The following is a 24,055-nucleotide window of genomic DNA, read 5'->3' as shown; positions in this document are numbered from 1 at the left end:
GTCAAAAAACTAGTTCAGACAGGATTAGATTATGGAGGGTACATTCCTGGCCCGTTAGGAGCAGTAGCTGATGGAGTGAATGCACTAATCTACTTAGCTGATGGTGATTATAAAAACGCAGCATTAAGTGGTATGGCCGTCTTACCTGGAGGTAGTGCGGCTAAGAGTGGAATTAAAGCAGGAGGAGCGTTAGGGGAGTGTTGCTAAGGGTAAGGTAAAAATTCATAAAAACTCGAATGACTATGTAGGTCACCAAGGCGTGTATGAGATAAAGATTGATGGGAATCTTCATAAATATGGAAAAGCAGATATGACACAAATTTCAAGTACAGGCAACCCTAAGAGACTTCAAACTCAAATAAATAAGTTGCAAAGGCAAAACCCCAATTCACAAGTTAGCGGAAGAGTGATATATGAAAACCAAAATATAAGTACAGCAAACATTAAAAAGGTAGAAACAAAAGCTATTCAAGGTTATTATGACAAGTACAAACAATATCCACCTGGTAATCAAAATCATCCAGGTGTGAATTAGTAGGAGGTTAGATCTTTAATGGAAATATTAACAAGTAGCTTGTTTTCTGAAGTAAACTGTAACTTTTCGATTAGCCATAAAATTGACTTGGAAATCAGAAAAGCTCTTAATGAAAAAATTAAGTCAGAATTGAGAATTACCTCAAGAGAAGAAGGGTTTAAGTTCATTAATCTGATGGTATCAACAAGTAGTAGTACCCACGAAGTGGAAGTGAAAGGACCGGATTTTAATCGTAAGGAAAAGATAATTAACTGGGGAATTTGGTTGCCATATAAAGAAATCGTGAACTCAGCTAATCAAGTAGTTCTCTATCTACAGTTTTACTTTGATGCCTTGGTATTGTTATTTAGAAACTATGGCATAAGTGAAGAGATTATAAGATCTATTCAGGAAGAAATTTCAAGTAAGGTAATTGGAAATAGTGAGTATGAATATGAAGATGACAGTATTGAATTTGATTTTTCCGAGTTTGATTCTAAATAAACGTATTTTTATCAACCTTGATTGGCTATATGCCTTTCAAGGTTGTTTATGTTTAAGAACTTTATTGTTAAAAATTCTATGGTTAAAAACAACGAGCCATTTAAATCGAAAACTCATGATAGTTAGCAAACTTACGAGATTGGTTGCAGTGACATTTGAATAAAACGGCAACACTCTTACTACTCGTTTTACATTTGCACACGAGAATGACAAAGCTCTTAATGCTAATGTGGTAACATACAAACACATAAAGCTAGTAACAAAAAGAAAAGATGTGTGAGCAAAATGAACAATGCCTTCATGAAATTCAGAGCTCATGAAGGTAGTACCATCATGGAGTTTGGTTTTAATACTTAGATAGGGAGACCCGTACGATAATTAGGCGAGATGACATTTTACATGGTAAGGGTATGACCTGGCATAGCTAACAAACTAACGAGAGTGACAAAGCTCGTCACGAGAACAATGGGTAACGTAAAAGAGTGTTTCCTATAATGTTTTGGCGTATAAATTTTGGGTTGTGTTTTTCCTGGAGACGGTCGTATAATACTCGCTATTCGTTTAAAAAGCGTTACGAATATTAAAATTTATGTAACGGGAGGGTAAAAAGTTGACCGTTGTCGGGTATATACGAGTATCGACTCAAGGGCAAAAGATATTTACAGCTTGAAATGGATACATATTTTTAGAGATAAAGGAATAAGCGATGCCAAACTGAACGAACACTCTTTATTTCCCAAGACACGTACTCAGGTAACGCATTTGACCCATGGACGCAGCATCTTTATACGTATACGACAAACAATCCAGTCAACTTTGTAGATCCAACAGGTCACTATCATGTGGATCCGGATGGGAATAAGGTGTTAGGGTCTGGTCAAGTGATAAAGAATCCAAGTCAACCAGGTCCATCAAATTATGGTACTCCAAGTGGTGTTAGTAAGAGTAAACCATCTACTAAGAAAACTTCTGGGGGTTCGGTCAAAAAACTAATTCAGACAGGATTAGATTATGGAGGGTACATTCCTGGTCCGTTAGGAGCAGTAGCTGATGGAGTGAATGCTCTAATCTACTTAGCTGATGGTGATTATAAAAACGCAGCATTAAGTGGTATGGCCGTCTTACCTGGAGGTAGTGCGGTTAAGAGTGGAATTAAAGCAGGAGGAGCGTTGGGGAGTGTTGCTAAGGGTAATAGTAATGCTCTTGCAAAATATGATGTTAAATTTGCCACTAGTAATCTGATAAGAAATGGAAAAATTTCAGTTGATGATTTAAAATCTATGATACCGAAGAATACACCAAATACTTTTAGACCAAGTGAAACTATAAAAGAAGGATATAAATACAAATTTGAAGTAAATGGTCAAAAAGTAGAAGTAAAATGGCATTCACCAGACTTAAATGCAAAACAACTGTATCCAAATAGTAATTCAGGGAATATGTGGACTGCTCAAGTGAAAATAGGTAAAAAACTTCTAGGACAAGATGGTAATCTTTATAAAAAACCTAATAATTTAACACATATTCCAATACAGTAGGAGAGTGAGAAATGGATTTTTCTATACTTGATGAGTTACCTGATTATTTGTCAGAAGAAACATTGAAAATGTATTTCAATCAGGTTATTGAATATTACGAAAGTACAGAAAGTGTAAATAAAATCGATTTTTCTGAGGGTATATATCAATTGTCAGAAAGACAGTGGCATACTTATAAACCTTTAGATGTGTTAATAAAACAAAAGGTAGACTTAATAATTAAAGAAATTCTAGACCCAATTTCTTATGAATTAATGGATAATGTAACATCAATAATTGCATATTTAGGACTCACAGAAAGTTTTCAAGCATTGAAGGAAATAGATAAAACAAATCTAGGTGTCGATGTTAGAAAATTGATAGAGGAAACAATAAATGAATTAGATGGAAACATTGATAACCCATATTCAGGTATAGAGTAACATTCTTTTTAACCTTGATTGGCTAAATGCCTTTCAAGGTTTCTTTTTTGTTTGTAAGGGGCTACCTAGTGCCGAATAAAACAATCTTTATTCAGACAATATACTTAAACCTTGTAAGCCCTATATGATGTTTTAACTAATTTTTTTAGTACGTACMACACCTTTAAAACGTATACCCTATTTATTCAATTTATTTACAAATAATTAACCTGAAAATTATCAGGTTWCCCACCTTTTTCATTTAGTATATCCTTACCTTCGCTTTCTCCCTGSYTTTTAAATTTTTTCGCAMCTTTTACGTACATAGAACGATTACTATGGSAAGAGGRCTACTCCACCTCGATTAACTCCTGAATGTCAATGTCTAACACCTTGCATACCGTTTCTAATGTCGATAAATAAATCCTGTCCACGTTGTCTGAACAAAGATGACTAATAGTATTTGGGCGAAGCCCTGTCATTCGTGCCAATTCACGTTGTGAAAGGTCACGTTCTTTAAGGATTTCCTTCAGTTTGATTGATATTGGCATGATATTTCCCTTCCTCTTTGTCATGTTACTTTTACGATACACAATAAATTTGTATCGGTAAAGGGGTTGATTGTATCGCTAAAGCCGCATACAATGAATTTATATTAAATATAGCGGCTAAGCGTTACGTTAATTGAGATTAGTGTAACGGAGGGGGAAAATATCATGAAAGTTATCGGATATATTCGAGTATCTACACAAAGACAAGCAAGGGATGGATATAGCCTTGCTTACCAAGAAGATGAAATCAAAGCATACTGTCAGGCTCAAGGATACACGCTTTTACGCTTGTTTAAGGACGAGGGTATCAGTGGGGCTAAAGTCGATGAAGAAGCGTTAGAAGTAGACAGAATAGGGTTTCAGGAGATATTGGAGTATCTCTCCCACCATAAGGTGGATTATGTTGTCACGCTGAATACAAGCCGTTTATGGCGGTCGGACATTGTGAAAGTGCTAGTTCATCCAGAAATGAAAAAGTATGGAGTGGACATTCGGAGTATAGAACAACCGCAGTATAGTATTCACAAGAAAGACCCTAGCGACTTTTTAATCAATGGCTTAATGGAGTTATTAGACCAATGTCAACGATTAGAAATCTCTTTAAAGCTAGGGAGAGGGCGAAACAAGAAAGCCCAACAGGGCGGCTATGCTGGAGGAAATATCGCATTAGGCTACAAATTGGAGAAAGGACAGAAAAGGCTTGTCATAGATGACAGACAAGCACAGACCGTTCATAGAGTGTTTGAATTGAAAGAGGAGTATCCTTCATGGTCATTAACCAAGATAGCAGAACAACTGAATGCAGAAGGACACAGAACGAAACAAGGAAAGCTGTTTACGAAAGTCCAGATCAAACGGATTTTAGATAGAAAAGCGTTTTATAGTGGGTTATACCACTATGGAGAAATAACGGCAAATGGCAAACATCAAGCCATTTATAACGGTTAACAGATAGAGAATGGATAGGCTTTCGTACCCTTGCGAGTCTCTTGAGACTAACGCTCGACCTAAGGTTGCCGACATTCTCTGTCTTGCTTTTACCGTTCAATCTAAAATAGGGGTGAGGTTTTCTGATGAGAAGAGATGAGTATATTTATATAGGACTTGATTTACACAAGTTTCAGCATACAGCGGTGATATTGGACTGTTGGAATGAAAAGCTAGGGGAAATGACTTTTCAAAATAAACCATCCATTTTCCAAAGTTTACTAGAGTATGTGAACAGATATCTAACAGAAGGTTTGACCCCTATATTTGGATTAGAAGATGTGGGCGGTTACGGACGAGATTTAGCTTTATACTTGCTAGAGCAAGGCTATATCGTGAAATTTGTCAATTCCTCTTTATCTAATGCAGAACGGAACAGCCATGCGATGATACAAAAGAATGATAGTTGGGACGCTCAATGTGTGGCAAGGGTTTTAATACGTGACCTACCGTATTTACCTGAAGCTACACCATCCGATATTCATTGGATAATTGCACAACTCGTGGGTAGAAGAAGTGCGATAGTAAAAGCCCAAACAGCCTTGAAAAACCAACTTCATATGCAATTAAACTATCATTATCCAAGCTATAAGGAGTTCTTTTCAGAGGTGGATGGGAAAACAGCTTTAGCATTTTGGGAAAGCTATCCTTCACCATCCCATTTGGAGGGGGAAACAATTAAGGGCTTACGAACATTCCTATTAGAAGCTAGTAACAATGCTTGTTCGACTAGAAAAGCAGAACAAATATTATCCTTCGTTCAAGCTGATGGAGAGATAAAGCGTGAATACCAAACCTCAAGAGACTTCATGATTCAAAGTATAGTAAGAGATATTCGCTTTAAAAAGCAGGAAATTAAGAAGGTGGATAGAGAATTAAAAGTAACTATTCAAACACTAGGTATGCAGCTTGAAACTATGCCTGGAATAGATGTGGTTACTTCATCCGCTTTAATTGCAGAGATTGGTGACATTCATCGGTTCGCAAACTCTGATAAACTTGCAAGATATGCAGGAATAGCCCCTATCAGAATGGGTTCAGGTGGTAAGGAAACGATGAAGAAAACAAAGCAAGGTAATCGAAGGTTATATGACATCTTTTACAACTTAGCTGTTCAACAAGTACAGGTATGCAAAGGGAGTAAAACACCTCGTAATCCTGTCTTTTACGATTACTATAACCGTAAGCTAAGTGAAGGGAAATCCAAGTCACAAGCCCTGCTCAGTATTATGAGAAGGTTAGTCAGAATTATCTATGGTATGATGAAAAATAAGATAGCATATATCATGCCAGATCAACCTGAAACAATAGCTAGTTAACTAATATGGGTGGTGGTTCATTAACTGCCACCCTTACATAAAGTACAATTTTAGATATTCCTAAGGGTACGGGTAAAATACCATCTTCGAACACTAAGGTAATAGAATTACATGAAAAGGCAGCCTTACGGCCAGTAAAACCTCAGGATGCTACAAAAAAGTGGGAGGAGTTTTTAGGGGAAGGAGAGTATAGTAATACACATCCTATAAAAGGAACGTCGGACCCTAATAGAATATTTTCTGCAGATGGAAAACGTAGCATTAGATATGGAAATCATGAAATGGGGAGCAAACCAACAAAACATTATTATCATTAAGAAATATAGGACTATGACCCAATCGAAGATACTATGATTTACAGTAACACTATTATAAGAGTTCCTTTTCAGAGGTGATGTTCATGAAAGTCAAAATAATAAAAGATGAAGGGAAATATAATGACCAGAATGTAGTAAGCTTTACTTCTAAGTTTGGTGGTGGAAAAGCTAGGTGGAATGGAGAAAATCCAATAGAAGGTCGAGAATATTTTGTCGAGCTAGAAATACCAGATACAGTAGAGTGGAGAAAAGATGTTACTATGTCGATCACAGAGCAATACTGTATTAAAAGTGATGGAAACTCCACAATTATAGTTTGTGAAGTTGAAACTTTAATAGAGTATGGGTGTTGTGATTTTAGAATAGGTTCAAGTATAGTAACTCTTGATATCGAGGGAGAACCTTATCCGAAAGGAACATTTGTTGAGATAAATTCTCAGAATCTCGTTTTGTATGATATAAACTTGTAATGATTTAACCTTGACTGGCTAAATGCCTTTCAAGGTTTTTTACTTTAAGATATTTATGGTAAACAGCAATATGACTTTTGAATCAAATACTCATGATCGTTAGCAAACTTACTAGATTGGTTGTAGTGACATTTAAATAATATAACCACACTTACTACTCGATTTATATGTGCACACTAGAATAACAAAGCAAGTAATGCTAATGGTGGCAACATACAAACACATAAAGCTAGTAACAAACAGGAAAGATGTGTGAGCAACATAAACAATGCTTAAATGAAATTCAGAGCTCATGAAGGTAAAACCATCAAGGAGTTTGGTTTTAAAAGCAGGATAAGGTGACAAGTACGATAAATAGGTGAGATGACATTTTTATGGGAAGGGTAGTTTTTGAGATGGTATAGCTAACAAACTAACGAGAATGACAAAGCTCGTGGGGATAAAAGGTAGGCTACATAAGAAGGTTACTAGTTAGCAATAGGGCAGACAAAAATTGGTTGCATTTTTCCTGATATGGTCGTATAGTACTCGCTATTCGCTAAAAAGCGTTACATAAAATCCTAATTTCCGTATCGGGAGGGTGAAAAGTTGAATGTTTGGATATTGTTCGAATTAACCAGAGGATAAAATCAAAGTATACTGTGTTACTCCCATATATATTCGAATGATTCCCTACCTTTTTCCACAAACTACTCCTAATCTAAAAATGGAATGGGAGTGGTAGGGAGATGGAATTTCAGTGGATCTGGAAGGCTGTACTCATTGTGTTTGTCGGAACTATTCTCCTCCGCATTGCGGGGCGTAAATCAATTTCTCAAATGACTTTAGCACAGACCGTGATCATGATTGGAATTGGGTCCCTTCTTATTCAACCCTTGGCTGGGAAAAATATTTGGGTCACGTTTGGGGTAGGAATGATGCTGGTCTTGACCCTCGTTGTCACAGAATATCTACAAGTAAAATTTGACTGGTTTGAAACATTCATTACAGGTAAGTCCAAGATGATTATTGATAATGGAGTTATTCAAGAAGATTCATTAAAGAAATTACGTATGACGGTCGATCAACTAGAAATGAAATTAAGGCAACAGACCATTAGCAGAATGGAAGATGTGAAGTATGCCACACTCGAGCCTAATGGACAAGTAGGGGTTGAACTGCAAAACGATGCAAAACCGGCAACGAAGAAAGACATTCAAGATCTTATGAGCGAAGTCCAGCATTTGAAAACTTCCTTGAATGTGATGGCCATGGCACAAAATGTATCAATCAATCATGGTGACATTTTTGAAGAAATATTATATGAGGGTCACGGTAAAGAGCCTCCAACTTATTTAAAGTGAGCTACATGTATACAAACCTATCTTATCGTTTCTACTTTTTTTCTTTAGGGTAGAACATAATTAGTTTGTAAAGGGAGAGAATAGGTCAATGTTGATGAGTATGATAAGATTTCAATTTAAAATCGTTAAAGGAGGATAATAGGGTGGAAAAATGGATGAAGTTCCTTGAGGTCAATTTTCCGCGAATTGTTGATTTAACCATTCAACATACGGTTTTAGTAGGGTTAGCCATTATAGTGGCTTTACTCATAGCGGTTCCACTGGGAATATATTTAACAACCAATGATGATTTAGCTGAAACTGTGTTACAAATTGCTTCTGTTATGCTAACTATTCCAAGTATTGCGTTATTTGGAATCATGATTCCAATCTTTTCACAAATCAATCAAGGAATAGGCTTTGTACCTGCGTTTGTTGCATTAGTTTTGTACTCTCAGCTTCCTATCATACGTAATACATATACAGCAATCAAAAATGTTTCACCAGAAATGAGAGATGCAGCCAAAGGTGTTGGAATGAAGACATTTCAACGATTATGGAGAGTTGAAATCCCAAATGCTTTTCCTATTATTATGGCAGGAATCAGAACAGCTGTTGTGTTAAATATCGGTATTGGCGTAATTGCAGCCTATATTGGAGCTGGTGGTTTAGGAGTTTTAATCACACAAGGAATAACTAGAGGTGATAATTATTTAATTATCACTGGTTCTGTTGCAGTCGCGATATTAGCCATGATTGCTGATGGAATCCTACTTTTCATACAAAAAAGATTTACTCCAAAAAGCATAACGAATTAAGGATGGGTGAAGGAATGATTACATTTGATCAAACGACAAAAATTTATGAAGGTGGAGTAACAGCAGTAGACGGGGTTGATTTTAAAGTGGAAAAAGGGCACATCGTGGTTCTGCTTGGACCCTCGGGGTGCGGGAAGACCACCTTGTTACGAATGGTAAATCGCCTTGAGTCCATCACAAAGGGAAGAATCGTGATAGATGGACAAGATTCAATGGAATTGAATGAAATTGAATTAAGGCGGAAAATTGGCTACGTTATTCAGAGTAATGGTCTTTTTCCTAATATGACCATAGAAGAAAATGTCATGATTGTACCTGATATGCTTGGTTGGGATAAGGATAAAAAGCGAAAACGTTTTGAGCGATTAATGGATATGATCGGTCTTAGTGCTGATAAATATCGAAAACGATATCCGTATGAACTTTCAGGGGGACAACAACAACGTATTGGTGTGATTCGCGCGTTAGCAGCAGATCCACCTGTTATGTTGATGGATGAGCCTTTTGGAGCTTTAGACCCTATCATCCGTGAGAAGATTCAAGATGAATTCTTACAGATTCAAAGAGAAGTAAAAAAAACGATTTTGTTTGTTAGTCATGATATTGATGAAGCGATTAAAATGGCGGATAAAATTGTGCTTCTAAAAGGCGGACAAGTTATGCAATATGATTCTCCTTCTGAAATGCTAGTACGACCAAAAAATGATTTTGTAGTTGAATTCTTTGGAAAAGATCGAGCGTTAAAAAGTCTCTCTCTTCATACCATCCGAGAGCTTAACGAGATAATAGGATTAGAACAAATTGACGACAACATTCCAGACACCAAAACACTAAACGTAAATCAAGACCTTCGCAATACGCTTTCTATGTTACTAAATCAAGAGGCAGATCAAGTAATTGTTATGGACGATTTAGGAGATCGACTTGGGGCAATCACAATTGATATCGTTCAGAAATATTTACACTATGAAATTAAAGGGAAAACGGCGGTAGGACAAGGAGGTTGAAGCAGGTGAATAAGAAGAAACTAGCCAGTACGATTGTGAAAATAGTAGTGTATGGATTTGTTATATATTTTTTTATTTGGTCTATTGGAAATGGATATTTTAATTATATCTTTAGTGAAACTTCAACTTTTTTACTCCTTATGAGGCAGCATGCTGAATTAGTACTTGTTTCTTCCATCCTTGCAATTATTATTGCAGTGCCGGCAGGTATACTCATCACTCGTAAAGGGATTAGAAAAGCAGAATGGTTAGTATCTAACGCCGTGAATTTTGGACAGACTATACCAAGCCTTGCGGTACTCGCCCTTATGATATCAATATTAGGCATAGGTTTTAAGACAGCCATTTTTGCATTGTTTATTTACTCCCTGCTACCGATATACAGAAATACAGTAGCAGGAATTGACTCTCTTGATGAAGATTTAATTGATGCGGCAAGGGGGATGGGGATGACGCCTGCTCAAATTTTATTTCGCATTGAGCTTCCGAATGCCGCATATAGCATATTAGCAGGAATTCGTACGGCTGTTGTATTAAATATAGGTACAGCTGCCCTTGCCTATGTAGTAGGAGGTGGGGGGTTAGGAGTCTGGATTTTTACAGGTATTCAATTATTTGATAACGGATACCTAATATCCGGAGCAATCCCTGTCATTCTGTTTGCAATAGGTATAGATCTGCTATTACGACTAATCGAAGCTATGGTTGTCTCAAAAGGATCTAAACCAACAGCTGAAATATAAGGGGGTGTTGAAATGAGTACCAAAGTAAGGAATATCATAGTGGGTGGACTGATTTGCTTGCTCTTAAGCTCTTGTGGTGTGACAGGTAAACAAATTTCCATTGGGGGAAAAAACTTTACAGAACAATATTTGTTGTCTGAAATGACGGCCTTCTTATTAAAAGAGGAAGGCTATAACGTAAAACAAATGAATAACTTAGGTAGTACGGTTGTCCGCACAGCCCTTGAAAATCAACAAGTGGATCTTATGTGGGAATACACTGGAACAGCCCTTATTACGTATTTAGGTGAAGAGCCAATTAAAGATCCAAATAAGGCTTTCGATAGAGTAAAAGAGGTAGATGGAAAAAACGGAATCATTTGGATGAACCAGTCAGATGTAAACAATACGTATGCACTAGCTATGAATAGAGAAGATGCGGAAGAGCTAAGTATTATATCTATCTCAGATCTCGCGGACTATGTACGTGAACACCCTGGAGATTTAACTATCGCATCAGACGCAGAATTCGCTAATCGCCCGGATGGACTTCCTGGTGTAGAGGATACATACGGCTTTGAATTCGGAATAAATCAAGTTAAGCTAATGGATATCGGTCTAACTCAACGGGCGCTAGAAGATGGACAGGTAGACGTATCCGTAGCATATGAAACGGATGCGACAATCAAAGCATATGACTTGGTTGTTTTAAAGGACGATCAGCAGTTTTTCCCTCCTTATCGTGCCGCAGTTGCGATCAATGAGAAGACTTATGAGCAATATCCTGAACTAAAAGAAATAACGGCTAAAATTGGAGAAAAATTGAACAGTGATATTATGAGAGAACTTAATTATAGAGTAGATATTGAGGGGAATCCTGTCTCCATTGTGGCATATGATTGGTTAGTTGAAAACGGGTTAGTAGAAGATTAAGAAAGTACAGCATCTAGAAAATTAAATCCTAGGTGCTGTACTTTTATTTACGTCCTCCCAAGTTTTGCTAATGTTTTAGTTTAATAGCTCCCTCTCAACTACTAATAGAATACAAATTATTATGAAACAAGATAGGATTTAATATAACTCTTAAAATGGCGAAGACTCCTGCGCCCCTCAGAAGTAAAAGTCATTTTGCAGAAATCAAAAATTATACGAAACAGAACGACCTATATTACACTAAACATAACAACATAAAGAGAAGAGGCATGGATACTTTTGAAACAAATCTCAGCTAATATAATGAAAAAAACAGTGGGTTTACTGGTACTTGTATGTGTCATCATATTTATAATGTGGTCGGTATTTGGCGAGAGAGTTGAGAATTGGAATGGGAATGTACAAGACGGTGACGTGGCTCTACAAGTGTCTCCTCTTGAAAATGATGGTAAGACAACGAGTGGGACGGTTCAACTTTCCATTGATTTTGAACGTTCAATTCGAGTGAGCAAGGTCGAGTTTTACAGTGAACAAGGTGACTATTTAATTAAAAGCGTATCCGCTGCACCGTTTGCTGTGAACTGGGAGACTGATCCTTGGGTTCCAGAAGGAGAGCAGACTTTGTTGGTTAAGGTGTATGATGATTTGAATGAGGTAACGGAATTGTCTAAAACCGTTGTAATAGATAACAGAAAAGAAATTTCAGGAGAATATAAGAAAGTGGGATACTATACGAGCTGGTCTGCTTWCTCTTGGTTATCATGTATGGCAAGATTGMCGCAAAAAAAACTCMYTCAATATTAWTTATGCGTTTGCCAAGATTTCGCCTGATGGAAGAATAGAGTTAGGTGACCCCGAGGTAGATATCCAGAGTCGCCTTGATGGAGATCCAGATGGCTTACCGTATTACGGGAACTTCTATCAATTGACTAAACTGAAGGAGCTGTATCCACATATCCAAACGGTCATATCGGTTGGCGGGGGGAGATGGTCTGAGCGGTTTTCAGATGTTGCGTTAACTGAGCAGTCTCGTGCTAAGTTTGCTGAGAGTGTGAGAGATTTTATACTAACGTACGGGTTTGACGGAGTGAATATTGACTGGGAGTATCCAGTTGCAGGTGGAGAAGAGGATAATATTCATCGACCAGAAGATAAGCAGAATTACACCCTCTTATTTCAAAAATTACGAGAAGTCTTGGACGGACAAGGTGAGAAGGATGGGAACGAGTATGTGATTTCCATGGCTGGTGGTGTAACGAAGAGCTTTGCGAACAATACAGAGCTTGGCTTAATTCAAGACTATGTAGATTATATTGAGATCATGGCGTACGATTTTCACGGGGAGTGGGATTCATTTACTGGCTTGAATGCACCATTGTTCCAAAATGCATCATCAAAGGATTACTTCGAATGGTCGATTCATGATGGAGTGGTGATGTACTTGTCTGAAGGGGTACCAGCAAATAAAATTCTCCTCGGGTTACCGTTTTACGGCCGGACGTATTCAGATGTGGAGAATAATAGAAATGGAATGTACCAAGATTATTACGGGGAAGGGACAGCTCTATCGTATGGAGAGATTGAAGAGGTTTATTTAGATAGCGAAGAATATGTGCGGTACTTTGAAGAAGACTCTAAGGTGCCGTGGTTATTCAATGGGATTGAGTTCATTAGTTATGACGACCCTGAGTCTATAGGGTATAAGACTTCTTATATTAGAGAGAACGGACTCGGTGGTGCCATGATGTGGGAGCTTCGACATGATCCTAAATCTGTGTTACTTTCAAAGGTAGATGAACGATTAAAGAAAAAAGATAAAACCAACTAATTCTTGGAATTAGTTGGTTTTGTATTATAAATAGAGCAAAAATAAGCCAATGATTCCCGTTACAAAATAACAAGCTAAGCCAATTCTCTTACTATGTTTATTCAAATCTGTCTTCTTTTCTAAACGTGAGATGTAATCATAGACAATCGAAAGGCATATGAGAAGTAATAATCCAAAGGCTGATTGATTTTGCAGTAAGCTGAGAGCGAAAATGGTCAGAATGGCAAGTGCGATGTGGCTTACAATAGTTGAGAATATGGTACGTACCTCCTTTTGTTTGAAAACTGTAAGTTTTTCTTAATTATACCGATAATATACAAAGAATGTAATATATATTGATAGGAGTACTGCATTGAACTTTATAAAAAGATTATTTAAGAGTAATAAGGAACTAACCAAAAAATAGCAGTTCAAACAATCGAGCAAATCAACCTAGTAAGGCTAAAACTAAGGCTACTTCAGAGCGTATAGGTCAGCTGGGAGAATATAAGATTGATATTCAGCTTAGCCAATTTCCTAACAACTATCGGTATCTTTCCGATATCATGCTTCCAAATAGTAAAGCAAAATCAGGGTATTCTCAAATTGATCATCTATTAATCACACCATTTGGTTATTTTTTGTTATGGAGACCAAAAACTATTCTGGGGAAATTCGAGGGGGAAGGCAAGATAAACAATGGATTGTGAATAAACGTTTTAAAATGATGAACCCATTTAATCAAAATTATGGACATGTGCAAGCTCTTAAAAGTGTGTTAGGAAATCATGATCTACATTTCATTTCTATTATTACTTTTACTAAACGAGCGGTATTCAGTATTGATCCAGAGCTAAGGAAAATCCAATCAGATGATCTTTGTGTGTATGATACGGAGTTAACAGAATTTATTAACAGAAAAATTCAAGTGATCAAGCTATTGAATGAAACTAAGAAATTAACTAACGAAGAGATAGATGGCTATTATAAACGAATAGTCGAAGTGAACATCGATGATACGGCTACTAGAAAGGAGCACGTGGAAAAAATAAAAAGCCATGATAGTATCCCGGCTGTGTGCTCCCATTGTGGAACTAAAGTGTCTGAGAAGGTAAAAGAGTATTGCTTATCCCATAACAGATACAACGGTCAGGTCTATTGCTTTGATCATCAAAAGTTAAACAAAAAGTGATCATCTTTTTTAAAAGGAGGCACCAACCATGAACCAGCGTTATCCAATCGGACAGTATGAAGTAAAAGAAATTATTACAAAAGATGATATCAAAAGATGGATTCATCAAATAGAAGGCTTACCAAGCGAGCTACATCTTGCAGTGGCAATTTTAACTGATGACCAGCTCGATACGCCTTACCGTGAAGGTGGATGGACAGTTCGTCAGGTTGTGCATCACCTGGCGGATAGCCATATGAATGCATATCTTCGAGTAAAGCTTGCGCTTACGGAGGACAATCCAATTATTAAACCTTATGATGAAGTGAAGTGGGCGGAATTAGTGGATTACACCTTACCAGTGCACTTGTCATTCAAGGTTCTTGAGGGGGTCCATGGTCATTGGGCGTTACTTTTGCAGAATCTATCTGAGAATGAGTTGAAACGGACATTTATTCATCCAGATTCTGGAGAAGGGACAATTGCTAAAAACATTGGGATGTATGCTTGGCATGGTCGACATCATTTAGAGCATATACTTTCACTCCGAAAGAGGATGAAGTGGTAATTTCCCTTCTAGACAGATGTAATCTTATTGTCATATTTGTAATAAAAATTACCCTGAGTTATATAGTAGACCCATTTAAATAGGTAGGTATGAGCCTATATACGACTTATTGATACAAGAGTACTATACTATTTCCCTTCGGTTTAACTACAAGTCCTCATACTTTATGACCCTGTTAAATGCAGAATTAATAGTCCCTTGTAGCCTCATCAATCTATATATGTCTTCATCTTTTAACATCCTTAAAACCTGCAGAGCTAGGAAGTTTAATACAATAAAAGAGTGTAATATTATTTGAAAAGTAGGGGATAGGATGAATGAATGGATTAAAGATTATGAAGATGTTTTAGAAATGTTAGATTCTTTTTTTAGTAGAGCCTGCACCGTTTTGGGATAGATTCTATAAAGATCGAGAAAAGAAGATTCCTTTCTTTGTGAATGAACCTGATGAAAATCTCGTGGGTTATTTTGATAACGGGTTGTTTGCAAAAGGAAAGGTACTAGAGCTGGGCTGTGGCCCTGGTCGAAACGCGCTGTATTTTAGTCATCAAGGGTGTCAAGTAGATGCAGTTGATTTGTCAGAGGAGTCTTTGGAGTGGGCAAATGAGCGAGCACACGAAGCTGGGGCTGACATTCATTTTATAAAACAAAATATCTTTCATTTATCAATAGAAGAAGGTACATATGATATAGTGTATGATTCTGGGTGCTTTCATCATATAGCTCCCCACCGACGTAACAGATATATCCATTTGGTGGAGAAAGCATTAAAGCCCGGCGGTTATTTTGCCCTAACTTGTTTTAAGGAGGGTGGAGAGTTAGGTGGAGCGACTTTGACCGATTGGGACGTATATAGACAGGGAAGCTTAAAAGGTGGACTTGGTTATACAGAGGATAAGCTTCGAACGCTGTTTCATCCCTTCCATGAAGTGGAAATTCGTGAAATGAACGAATGTAAAGAGTCAGGTGCATTTGGAGTCAGGGGTCTATTAACTGCCGTGTTTAGAAAATGGTAACGTGAGAGAGTTTTTAAATTAATAGTATACAAGTACCTTTTTTGAAATCCCTATGTTTATAGGGGTTTTTTATTTAGGGGGGATCTTTAGACCAATTAAGGTGAACTTCTGATTATAAGCTTTTCAGGTTGAAGTGATGGTCACATGAGAACTAGGCTGGCGCACGAGAAAGTGGAAAAGCCGCACAGGACGGGGCGGCAACCGCACGAGAAGAGAAGAGATCCGCCCAAGATAAAGCCCGCCCCGCACGAGGAATAGGCTGGCGCACGAGAAAGTGGAAAAGCCGCACAGGACGAGGCGGCAACCGCACGAGAAGAGAAGAGATCCGCCCGAGATAGAGCCCGCCCCGCACGGGAACTAGGCGGGCGCACGAGAAAGGGGGAAAGCCGCACAGGACGGGGCGGCAACCGCACGAGAAGAGGAGAGATCCGCCCGAGATAGAGCCTGCCCCGCACGGGAACTAGGCGGGGCGCACGAGAAAGGGGAAAAGCCGCACAGGATGGAGCGGCAACCGCACGAGAAGAGGAGAGATCCSCCCGAGATTGAGCCCGCCCCCGCCACGGGAACTAGGCGGGCGCACGAGAAAGGGGAAAAGCCGCACAGGTTGGAGTGGAATCCGCACGAGAAGAGGAGAGAACCGCCCGAGATTGAGGCTGCCCCGCACGAGGAATAGGCATGCGCACGAGAAAGGGGAAAAGCCGCACAGGATGGGGTGGTTACCGCACGAGAATAGAGGGGATCCGCCCGAAATAGAGCCCGCCCCCGCACAAGAACTAGGCGTGCGCACGAGAAAGTGGAAAAGCCGCACAGGATGGAGTGGAATCCGCACGAGAAGAGGAGAGAACCGCCCGAGATAGAGCCCGCCCCGCACAAGGAATAGGCGTGCGCACGAGAAAGGGGAAAAGCCGCACAGGATGGGGCGGCAACCGCACGAGAAGAGGAGAGAACCGCCCGAGATAGAGCCCGCCCCGCACAAGAACTAGGCGTGCGCACGAGAAAGGGGAAAAGCCGCACAGGATGGGGCGGCAACCGCACGAGAAGAGRAGAGAWCCGCCCGARATAGAGCCCGCCCCGCACAAGAACAAAGCGCCAGCACGACAAATTAGAATAAGTCCGCCCTAATCCCCAACAAATAGTTATCCCCATTACTTTCATAGTCTTCACATCATTTGAGTAACACAAAAAACTTACTAAAAAAATAAAAAAGCATTTGTATTGCGTTAAATCATCATATGTGGTTTAATACTCATACAAACCAATAATCGTAATCATTACGGTTTAAATTAAAAAAACATAACTAGGAGGTTCCCCTTGGCTAAAAAATACAAAAGTAGTAAAAGAACAAAAACGTCAGCAAATGGTCCAGCAATATGCTGAGCTTAGAAGAGAACTGAAAGAAAAAGGTGACTATGAAGCGCTTCGTAAGCTGCCGAGAGATTCATCACCAACACGTCTAAAGAATCGTTGTGAGGTTACAGGTAGACCTCGAGGCTACCTACGTAAATTTAAAATGTCACGTATTGCTTTTCGCGAATTTGCTCATAAGGGCCAAGTGCCAGGTGTTAAAAAATCAAGCTGGTAAACATATAGGAGGTTTTTAAAAATGAAAGAATCAATTCACCCAGAGTATCATAAAGTAGTATTTATGGACTTAAACAGTGGGTTTAAATTTATGTCAGGTTCAACAAAGACGTCCTCAGAGACAATTGAATGGGAAGATGGTAACACATATCCCCTTCTTAAAGTGGAAACAAGTTCAGACACTCATCCATTTTATACGGGTAGACAGAAATTTGCCGATCGTGATGGACGTGCTGAAAAATTCATGAAAAAATATAATTTAAAAAATACTTAATCAATAGCTGCTTGATAGAGGTGATGGCATGAATGAAAGGTTAACAGAAATATTAGCAAGACAGGTAGTAGAGTCACTGCCACCGTTTAAAAAGAATTTGTATAAGTATGTAGTGGATCTTGAGGACGAATTAGCTCAGGAGGCTACTTCACGTGATCAATTTATGCAATTGTTAAAAGAAAGAAAGCCTCACCAACAAGCAGCTAGTTACTTTGGAATGTCATTTGGAGCATTTGTCTCCCTTATGCGTGAGATAGAAGAGGAGATAAACGAGCAACTTGAGATCCAGCTTCAAACTGTTAAATGGCTAGATCTTACAGACAAACTTAAGGCAGATTCTAATAACAAACAACTATTCTATTTCTCAATGGACACACGAAGGTCTCAAAGAAGTGGTTAAGAATGAATGAAGCTTACGTAAACTATATCGATAAATAGAAGACGACCACAAATGTGTGGTCGTCTTCTATTTATCCTATTCAGTTCCATCTGTTTTAGTATTCTTACTTAGATCAAAAGCATCCACCTGTTCAAAAGCATCCTTCATAATATAATAAGAAGGTTTTAATCGTTCATGATAACTTGGGAACTCCCATGCTTCAAGTTTATAAGTAGCAAAGCGTTCTGTATTCCATTGATCTCCGCTCAGATCTGGTAGAGCGTTCACTGACTCTTCTGATTCCATGTAGGCACCAATGTGAATTTCTTCAATTGTTTGGGTTACTTTTTCAAAAGGAAAAGCAGTGTTTTTGATCGTTCTTTCTCTCCAAAAATCTCCCAACGCTTCATTCAAACTAGGATCCTTCATATTTAATAACAGCCAAGGAATACGAATCTCATACAAGTCTTCATTCAAATTGACATTAATGTCGGCGAGAGAATTATAAGCCGTATCTTCTGGGCTGCTTGTACCAAATTGCATTTTCCCTGTTTCATATGAATCAAGTGGAATTACCTCACCCGCCACAATTAATTGATTACTTAACATCAATTGAATTGGATGGTATACACCATTATCTTTTTTATGGCTATAATTGTTTTGGCCAATTCGCTTTAATAGGTGACCATACTGATAGTAATAAGGGTCATAGTAACTATCCACCATGAGACGAGCAGATTCTTTTCCCTTCATAAAGAGAGCGAAATCTACATTTGCACTAGTTAAATCCACTTTATCGGTGAAAGGCAAAGTGGATTGACCTTGATTAAGAATCGTATCAAATACTATGGTTGTTCTTGTATCTTCTGTTATCTCATTCATTTGTAACTGTATATACAAATAGCGTTCATCACTTGTTACTGATAAGCTCTCTGTCTCACTTGATAATAGAGGTGAGATATTATTAAACTCCCAGTCACCAGTTCGACCATCTACTTGTATTTGTGAAGTTTTATGTGAAGTTGGATCAAAGGAAAGAAGTCCAAATTGCTGCTCATTTGTCTGGGCATTCGACCAATAAGGTCGTCGATCTGGATTATCCAAAGTCTGAGTATTCCACGTTCTCTTAAACCATTCATCCTGCCAGCTAAATACTAGTCCCCCAGCATATTGTTCTGCAGCAATATCTTCATATAAATGGCGAATCATTTCCCCTTGCTCTGTCTCATCATGATTCCCTTGATTAAAACCATAGACATTTCGATGCGTCATTCCTCGAGAAGATGGGATACCAAACTCAGCAACAAGGATAGGCATATTGTGAGCACGCTTTAATTCATTTAAATATCCAGCATAGTTGTTTTTCTCTCCTCTATGATCCACATAGTTTACATAGTCTGGATCATGATTTAAGACATCTGGATAATATGGATAAATATGATAGGATGCAAATATTCCTGAATGAAAAGCATCTGTTGCTTTCATGACATTTGGATTTACACCAACTAAATCTTCATCTGTTAACGGCTCATAGTCTGAATGATCTAGTAAATCAGTGGTTACCCAGTTCGTAAAGCTCACTGGACGTTGCCACTTGTATTGTGTTGTTTCATATTCTATCGCTTCATCCATTCGAGTGGCTAACCAGATTTCAAATGGAGTGGCATTCTCTGTTTTAATATAGTTCCCGTCATAGTCAGCTAATCCTTTTATTTTTTTCATCGGTTGAAAGGACTACATGTGGGTTCCATTCTATACCAAATATCCAGCCTAAAACATATGGAGAGATATCATACGTATAAGACCCAGTAGCGTGTCCTTGACGTACTGGAAGTTTTGCATTGCCGTGGACAAGATCAATCACACGTTTAATCTCTGCTTTGAACTCATCCGTATTGGTAGGATTGAATGCATTATTGGCCTTCTCAATAGTATTTTCATCCACCCATACCCCGTGGAACATATACAGTGGCTCGTCTGCCATTTGATTATATTCATAGAAGGCCTCATAGAAATGAGGGGGATGAATCGTATAGACACGTAGTGCATTAGCATWCATTGCCCCAATTTGTTTGAACCAACGAAGGTATTCTTCTTTGCTAATCCCTGTTTCACCTGGGAACGTACCGGGTTTAGCAATGCCCATATTCACACCTTTTATAAAGAAATCTTTCCATTTACCCTCTTGGTTGATTTGAACATAATCTTCTCCTACTTGACCGGCAAGAGAAATACCATCAACTTGTGGAATGGCTGCTAGGTTTTTTTCTGAATGATTGTTCTTAATATCATTTAAAATGGTTCTCATCATAGGAATATATCCCTTCCAGAAAAACTGAGAAGTGTTGTCGGGAAGAGATTTTTCTGTCCATTGTCGCCATGTGGTTAATCCAACAGTTTGATAGAGATTCGGTACATCTGCTTGGTCAGCAAAATCACCAGCAAAGTAAAACGTTTCATATACTTGGTTGTTCTGATGAATAACCGCAGGGAAATTGGTTGGAAGCTGAAGTGCTTTTAAACGGTCTTCTCCCTTTTTTGAAAGAGACATTGAATACGTTGCGAGCACTTCATCTTCATTCAACGGCTCGACGATATCAAACCAATAAGAATAAGGGATGGATAAAGGTTGACCGAAGAAATCCTCCCCTTTTTCATTGTAAGAGAAAATGGTCCCTTCTTCTCCAATATCTTCTTGGTCTAAGACGATTAACTGATCGTTTCGGTCTACTAATACGTAGCCTGGACCTGTAAAATGATAAGGTTCCCCGTATTGCTTTTCGTAATTGGTTCTAGCCCATTGAGGCACTTCCTTATCTTCTAGCATCGGAAAGTAACGACCAATCCAACCGGACCACTCGAGATTAAATAAAGAGTAGAACTTTTCTCTCGTTTCTTGTGGAGTTGGATGTGCCATGGAGTTGAATTCAGCAATAATGGTTTTTCCTTGTTTTAAAGCAACCTGATGCAATTGATCAATCTCTTCGTTTGTTAGTCCCCCGTATATCTTTGATGAGCGTTCTCCAATAATATCTTCTTTTTCTGAATGGTATTCCTCTTCATAGACTCCGTACGTATCGGCAAGATAGATCGCATCGTAAGGATCTAATTGAGGAGGAAGACTACGAACATCAAACTCCTTGCCTTCACTTGGAATAAATCCAATATAGTCCTGAATCATATCGTAATTGGAACCATCTGGTTGAACGTATTTCTGTTGATTTAATACCCACATCAGTCCTTTATGCTCTCTGTATGTCTGGTCAGGAACGGTTTTATCCATTATTAAAAGGTTTAAAGGCTTAGAGGGCATCAATTGCCAAAGGATAAAAGGTGATAGAATGACCAGCACAATACCTATAATCGCTAGAAAGAATGTTAGGGTCTTGGCTTTTCTCAATTCGATACCCCTTTTCGTTTCATTTCGCCCCAGTCTCTCTTACGTAGGAAGACTTCTATGATTCCTTCTACACGCCATAGAACAGTAAGGGGACGATACCAAAGATTCTCAGTTAAGGAGAAAAAGAATAATCGTACAACATCCATTGTTTTTGGAAATTTTCGAATACTCCATTCCTCTAGTAGAACGGCAGCCATGGATAAAATAGAGCCGTACAAAATGGATAGCATAAATAAAATAATGGCAAACTCTAAATAAATTCCACCAAACCATATGGAAAGAATCATATAAATATAGCCAGATAATTCTACGACAGGTCCTAAAAATTCTATAAATAAATAATAGGGCATAGAAATCATCCCAATCGATCCATACTTAGGATTAAAAAGTAGCTTTTTATGCATCCAGATACTTTCAAATAAACCTCGATGCCATCTCTTTCTTTGTCTTCGTAAATATTTTAAAGATTCCGGTGCTTCAGTCCAGCTCACAGGGTCAGGTACGTAAACAATTTTCTTCTTTTCTTTCTTCTCTTTAATCAGACGGTGTAGTCTAACAACCAATTCCATGTCTTCCCCGACGGTGTGTTTATATCCACCTGCTTCAATAACCCAGCGTTTAGAGAAAACTCCAAAGGCACCAGAAATAATTAAGAGGAGGTTATGTCGACTTAATCCTATTCGACCCATGAGAAAGGCACGCAAATATTCCACTACCTGCATGACTACTAGAGGAACAGAAGAAAGGCCCACCTTGATAATCTGACCACGGTCAATTTCACATCCATTGGCAATTCTTATACTTCCTCCAGAAGCAATCACATCTCCGTCTGATTCGATGATTGGCTTCATGACCTTTAAAAATGCGGTTCGTTCGAGTACAGAATCGCCATCAATGGAGCAAAAATAAGGGTAGCTTGAAAGGTTGATTCCTGCATTTAATGCATCAGCTTTTCCACCATTTTCTTTATCTACTACAAGAAGATTAGAATAGACCTTTGAACGATAGACGCCGATTATAGGCTTTGTATCAAGCTGTTGTCGGAAAACGGAGCTTAATTCTACAAGTTGAAAGGTTTGAATCAACTTAGTTAGTGTATCATCGCTTGAGCCATCATTTATAACAATAATCTCATATTGGGGATACTCTATGCTTAATAATGAACGGACCGTTGCCATGATACCAACGGATTCATTATAAGCAGGAACTAGGATGGACACAGGTTTTGTTTGATCTAACGTTAATAGTTCTTCGTATGGCTCATAGTCATCGAGCTGATAGGTTCGTCTGAGCTGGAGAAGAGCAATAATCAAAAGAGTTCCATAGAACAAAATTATCCCTATCATATAAATGAATACGAACCACCCAATGAACCATAAGAGTGACTCTCCGAATGTATCGATTGTCATGCTAACGAACTCCTTTCGAGCCAAAGTCCTGCCATGTCACGTGCATAGGCATCATCAGATGTAAGACAAATCTTTTTTAATAGTTCTCTACCATTTTTCATGCGTAGTAATGCTTGAGCTGCTTGTGAACGAACATAGTAAGAGCTATCTTTCATCAAGGTAGTAAGGGGGGGGATAAACTCTTCTTTTCTCATATATTCGCTGATTTTAATTGCCATTAAACGTTCTTCCCATAAAGGGGACTCCAGAAAAGCAATCAGTCTCGACGCTTCTACATAATGCTCGATAGAAGCCAGTGCCTTTAGTGACCGTATTCGGATTTCCTTTTTGTTCATGAGATGTAAGTTCTTCAAGAAAATGCACAAAATTAGTTTCTCTTCTTACACCAATTGAATCAATTAAGGCGAATTTCATCACTTCAGGTAAATCTTTATAAGCAGTGATAAATTCATTGAATTGATTATCATTTAATAATTGAAATAACATGCTATATTCAAATTCGGATAATTCATTTCGACTAGAACATAGTCGTTTCATGACAGTAGAATTACCTGATAAGATAAGAGTTTTTAATGCCTGTATTTCTTCCCCTTTTGAGAGCTTTTTTGTGTTTGTTAAAAAGTGAATAAGAGATGACTGCATGTGATTCATACGAAACTCTTCCATCCAATAGAGAGCATTCATTCGATAACTCCATCGTCTATGAAACAATTGTGAACGTAAAAAGGAAGTGAAATGGTCTTTTGCAAACAGTTGAATTTGATGATGAATCTCTTTTCCGTCAAAGGTTTTTGAAAAACTAGCTAGAAGTTCAATAAAGGCAACCCTTTGCAGGGAATCTAATTCATCTATTTCTCGTATTGGCTTGCCCTCTTTTAAATAATAAAAGAGGGGAAGTTGATACTGCTCTTTATATTGTTCTATTTTCGCGAGGTTCTTATTTTCTCTTGTTTTGGTAAATATCAAGTAACCAAAAATAACAAAGAGTATGGACAAAAAGGAAAAGAGTACAAGAGATAAATAAAAAATTTCTTGATTAAATGTCAT

At 38.2% G+C, this 24,055-nt stretch carries 26 protein-coding genes and 2 pseudogenes; 22 read left to right on the top strand and 6 right to left on the bottom strand.

The features are described 5' to 3' along the window. The 5 genes from M44_RS27345 to M44_RS11600 all read left to right on the top strand — a co-directional run. On the top strand, positions 1-207 hold a 207-nt coding region (locus M44_RS27345), incomplete at its 5' end, for a hypothetical protein (protein ID WP_010173800.1). Positions 208-259: 52 nt separating this feature from the next. Next, positions 260-535, top strand: a complete 276-nt coding sequence (locus M44_RS11615) for a hypothetical protein (RefSeq protein ID WP_010173798.1) — start codon at positions 260-262, stop codon at positions 533-535. An 18-nt stretch (positions 536-553) separates the two neighbouring features. Next, positions 554-1,018: a hypothetical protein gene (locus tag M44_RS11610; protein WP_010173797.1), complete on the top strand. Its 465-nt coding sequence runs from the start codon at positions 554-556 to the stop codon at positions 1,016-1,018. Positions 1,019-1,899: 881 nt separating this feature from the next. Next, positions 1,900-2,556 (top strand): hypothetical protein, encoded by a 657-nt coding sequence (locus M44_RS26280; protein ID WP_155814955.1) that lies wholly within the window; start codon positions 1,900-1,902, stop codon positions 2,554-2,556. Between the two features lie 11 nt (positions 2,557-2,567). Continuing rightward, a complete protein-coding gene (locus tag M44_RS11600; RefSeq protein WP_010173793.1) occupies positions 2,568-2,978 on the top strand; it encodes a hypothetical protein in 411 nt (136 codons plus the stop codon). A 329-nt stretch (positions 2,979-3,307) separates the two neighbouring features. Here the strand turns inward: M44_RS11600 and M44_RS11590 are convergent, their stop codons facing one another. Next, positions 3,308-3,508 (bottom strand): helix-turn-helix domain-containing protein, encoded by a 201-nt coding sequence (locus M44_RS11590; protein ID WP_010173791.1) that lies wholly within the window; start codon positions 3,506-3,508, stop codon positions 3,308-3,310. A gap of 165 nt (positions 3,509-3,673) precedes the next feature. On the opposite strand from M44_RS11590, the gene M44_RS11585 reads away from it, so the two are divergent. The 17 genes and pseudogenes from M44_RS11585 (at position 3,674) to M44_RS11510 (ending at position 18,220) form a co-directional block, all read left to right on the top strand. After that, positions 3,674-4,456: a recombinase family protein gene (locus M44_RS11585; protein ID WP_010173789.1), complete on the top strand. Its 783-nt coding sequence runs from the start codon at positions 3,674-3,676 to the stop codon at positions 4,454-4,456. A gap of 125 nt (positions 4,457-4,581) precedes the next feature. Beyond that, on the top strand, positions 4,582-5,814 hold the full coding sequence (locus tag M44_RS11580; protein WP_010173787.1) for an IS110 family RNA-guided transposase: 1,233 nt from the start codon (positions 4,582-4,584) through the stop codon (positions 5,812-5,814). A gap of 400 nt (positions 5,815-6,214) precedes the next feature. After that, entirely contained in the window at positions 6,215-6,601 is a 387-nt protein-coding gene (locus M44_RS11575) for a hypothetical protein (RefSeq protein WP_010173785.1), read from the top strand. 728 nt (positions 6,602-7,329) lie between these two features. Next, complete coding sequence (locus M44_RS11570; RefSeq protein ID WP_010173783.1) at positions 7,330-7,944, top strand: DUF421 domain-containing protein; 615 nt, start codon at positions 7,330-7,332, stop codon at positions 7,942-7,944. A gap of 143 nt (positions 7,945-8,087) precedes the next feature. After that, on the top strand, positions 8,088-8,741 hold the full coding sequence (locus M44_RS11565) for an ABC transporter permease (protein ID WP_010173782.1): 654 nt from the start codon (positions 8,088-8,090) through the stop codon (positions 8,739-8,741). A 14-nt stretch (positions 8,742-8,755) separates the two neighbouring features. Further along, complete coding sequence (locus tag M44_RS11560; RefSeq protein ID WP_010173780.1) at positions 8,756-9,748, top strand: ABC transporter ATP-binding protein; 993 nt, start codon at positions 8,756-8,758, stop codon at positions 9,746-9,748. 5 nt (positions 9,749-9,753) lie between these two features. Next, on the top strand, positions 9,754-10,491 hold the full coding sequence (locus M44_RS11555) for an ABC transporter permease (protein WP_010173778.1): 738 nt from the start codon (positions 9,754-9,756) through the stop codon (positions 10,489-10,491). A 12-nt stretch (positions 10,492-10,503) separates the two neighbouring features. After that, complete coding sequence (locus M44_RS11550; RefSeq protein ID WP_010173777.1) at positions 10,504-11,403, top strand: glycine betaine ABC transporter substrate-binding protein; 900 nt, start codon at positions 10,504-10,506, stop codon at positions 11,401-11,403. A gap of 279 nt (positions 11,404-11,682) precedes the next feature. After that, the gene (locus M44_RS27340; RefSeq protein ID WP_010173775.1) at positions 11,683-12,234 is read left to right on the top strand and encodes an Ig-like domain-containing protein; all 552 of its coding nucleotides are present in this window, start codon (positions 11,683-11,685) and stop codon (positions 12,232-12,234) included. After that, complete coding sequence (locus M44_RS22640) at positions 12,116-13,231, top strand: glycoside hydrolase family 18 protein (RefSeq protein ID WP_337444092.1); 1,116 nt, start codon at positions 12,116-12,118, stop codon at positions 13,229-13,231. Before M44_RS27340 ends, M44_RS22640 begins: the two co-directional genes overlap by 119 nt. Before the next feature lie 467 nt (positions 13,232-13,698). Then, complete coding sequence (locus tag M44_RS28260) at positions 13,699-13,920, top strand: nuclease-related domain-containing protein (protein WP_337444091.1); 222 nt, start codon at positions 13,699-13,701, stop codon at positions 13,918-13,920. Continuing rightward, positions 13,857-14,402, top strand: coding sequence for a nuclease-related domain-containing protein (locus tag M44_RS22635; protein ID WP_010173771.1), 546 nt, complete (start codon positions 13,857-13,859; stop codon positions 14,400-14,402). The genes M44_RS28260 and M44_RS22635 overlap by 64 nt, the downstream gene beginning before the upstream one ends. Before the next feature lie 28 nt (positions 14,403-14,430). Next, entirely contained in the window at positions 14,431-14,949 is a 519-nt protein-coding gene (locus tag M44_RS11535) for a YfiT family bacillithiol transferase (protein ID WP_010173769.1), read from the top strand. A 313-nt stretch (positions 14,950-15,262) separates the two neighbouring features. Continuing rightward, positions 15,263-15,965, top strand: a pseudogene (locus tag M44_RS22630) (class I SAM-dependent methyltransferase). Positions 15,966-17,283: 1,318 nt separating this feature from the next. After that, positions 17,284-17,547 (top strand): annotated as a pseudogene (gene rpsN / locus M44_RS22625) (30S ribosomal protein S14); the annotation flags it as partial. Positions 17,548-17,568: 21 nt separating this feature from the next. Beyond that, the gene (locus tag M44_RS11515; RefSeq protein ID WP_010173763.1) at positions 17,569-17,820 is read left to right on the top strand and encodes a type B 50S ribosomal protein L31; all 252 of its coding nucleotides are present in this window, start codon (positions 17,569-17,571) and stop codon (positions 17,818-17,820) included. Positions 17,821-17,848: 28 nt separating this feature from the next. After that, positions 17,849-18,220, top strand: coding sequence for a hypothetical protein (locus tag M44_RS11510; protein ID WP_010173761.1), 372 nt, complete (start codon positions 17,849-17,851; stop codon positions 18,218-18,220). 75 nt (positions 18,221-18,295) lie between these two features. On the opposite strand, the gene M44_RS29480 is transcribed toward M44_RS11510, so the two are convergent. Genes M44_RS29480 through M44_RS28255 form a run of 5 tightly spaced genes read right to left on the bottom strand, consistent with a single transcriptional unit; the run spans position 18,296 to position 24,055 of the window. Next, positions 18,296-19,921 carry a hypothetical protein gene (locus M44_RS29480; RefSeq protein WP_337444089.1) on the bottom strand — a complete coding sequence of 542 codons (1,626 nt, stop codon included), beginning with the start codon at positions 19,919-19,921 and terminating at the stop codon, positions 18,296-18,298. Continuing rightward, the gene (locus tag M44_RS29475; protein ID WP_337444088.1) at positions 19,896-21,599 is read right to left on the bottom strand and encodes a hypothetical protein; all 1,704 of its coding nucleotides are present in this window, start codon (positions 21,597-21,599) and stop codon (positions 19,896-19,898) included. Before M44_RS29475 ends, M44_RS29480 begins: the two co-directional genes overlap by 26 nt. Beyond that, complete coding sequence (locus M44_RS11500) at positions 21,596-23,008, bottom strand: glycosyltransferase family 2 protein (RefSeq protein WP_010173759.1); 1,413 nt, start codon at positions 23,006-23,008, stop codon at positions 21,596-21,598. The genes M44_RS29475 and M44_RS11500 overlap by 4 nt, the downstream gene beginning before the upstream one ends. Beyond that, the gene (locus M44_RS26275; RefSeq protein ID WP_029326861.1) at positions 23,005-23,226 is read right to left on the bottom strand and encodes a HEAT repeat domain-containing protein; all 222 of its coding nucleotides are present in this window, start codon (positions 23,224-23,226) and stop codon (positions 23,005-23,007) included. The genes M44_RS11500 and M44_RS26275 overlap by 4 nt, the downstream gene beginning before the upstream one ends. Continuing rightward, a complete protein-coding gene (locus tag M44_RS28255; RefSeq protein ID WP_029326860.1) occupies positions 23,216-24,055 on the bottom strand; it encodes a hypothetical protein in 840 nt (279 codons plus the stop codon). The genes M44_RS26275 and M44_RS28255 overlap by 11 nt, the downstream gene beginning before the upstream one ends.

Origin of the sequence: Bacillus coahuilensis m4-4 (genome assembly GCF_000171615.1) — a bacterium.
In the GTDB taxonomy this organism is placed as follows: Bacteria; Bacillota; Bacilli; order Bacillales; family Bacillaceae_K; genus Bacillus_T; species Bacillus_T coahuilensis.
This window is presented reverse-complemented; position numbering and strand designations above follow the sequence as displayed.

Coding starts and splice junctions, on each gene's coding strand:
- M44_RS11500 (WP_010173759.1), bottom strand. CDS start 23,008: ATGACAATCGATACATTCGGAGAGTCACTCTTATGGTTCATTGGGTGG.
- M44_RS29480 (WP_337444089.1), bottom strand. CDS start 19,921: ATGAAAAAAATAAAAGGATTAGCTGACTATGACGGGAACTATATTAAA.
- M44_RS11600 (WP_010173793.1), top strand. CDS start 2,568: ATGGATTTTTCTATACTTGATGAGTTACCTGATTATTTGTCAGAAGAA.
- M44_RS11570 (WP_010173783.1), top strand. CDS start 7,330: ATGGAATTTCAGTGGATCTGGAAGGCTGTACTCATTGTGTTTGTCGGA.
- M44_RS22635 (WP_010173771.1), top strand. CDS start 13,857: ATGGAGACCAAAAACTATTCTGGGGAAATTCGAGGGGGAAGGCAAGAT.
- M44_RS28255 (WP_029326860.1), bottom strand. CDS start 24,055: ATGACATTTAATCAAGAAATTTTTTATTTATCTCTTGTACTCTTTTCC.
- M44_RS11585 (WP_010173789.1), top strand. CDS start 3,674: ATGAAAGTTATCGGATATATTCGAGTATCTACACAAAGACAAGCAAGG.
- M44_RS26275 (WP_029326861.1), bottom strand. CDS start 23,226: ATGGCAATTAAAATCAGCGAATATATGAGAAAAGAAGAGTTTATCCCC.
- M44_RS11560 (WP_010173780.1), top strand. CDS start 8,756: ATGATTACATTTGATCAAACGACAAAAATTTATGAAGGTGGAGTAACA.
- M44_RS11610 (WP_010173797.1), top strand. CDS start 554: ATGGAAATATTAACAAGTAGCTTGTTTTCTGAAGTAAACTGTAACTTT.
- M44_RS11510 (WP_010173761.1), top strand. CDS start 17,849: ATGAATGAAAGGTTAACAGAAATATTAGCAAGACAGGTAGTAGAGTCA.
- M44_RS11580 (WP_010173787.1), top strand. CDS start 4,582: ATGAGAAGAGATGAGTATATTTATATAGGACTTGATTTACACAAGTTT.
- M44_RS11590 (WP_010173791.1), bottom strand. CDS start 3,508: ATGCCAATATCAATCAAACTGAAGGAAATCCTTAAAGAACGTGACCTT.
- M44_RS11535 (WP_010173769.1), top strand. CDS start 14,431: ATGAACCAGCGTTATCCAATCGGACAGTATGAAGTAAAAGAAATTATT.
- M44_RS11550 (WP_010173777.1), top strand. CDS start 10,504: ATGAGTACCAAAGTAAGGAATATCATAGTGGGTGGACTGATTTGCTTG.
- M44_RS11515 (WP_010173763.1), top strand. CDS start 17,569: ATGAAAGAATCAATTCACCCAGAGTATCATAAAGTAGTATTTATGGAC.
- M44_RS11575 (WP_010173785.1), top strand. CDS start 6,215: ATGAAAGTCAAAATAATAAAAGATGAAGGGAAATATAATGACCAGAAT.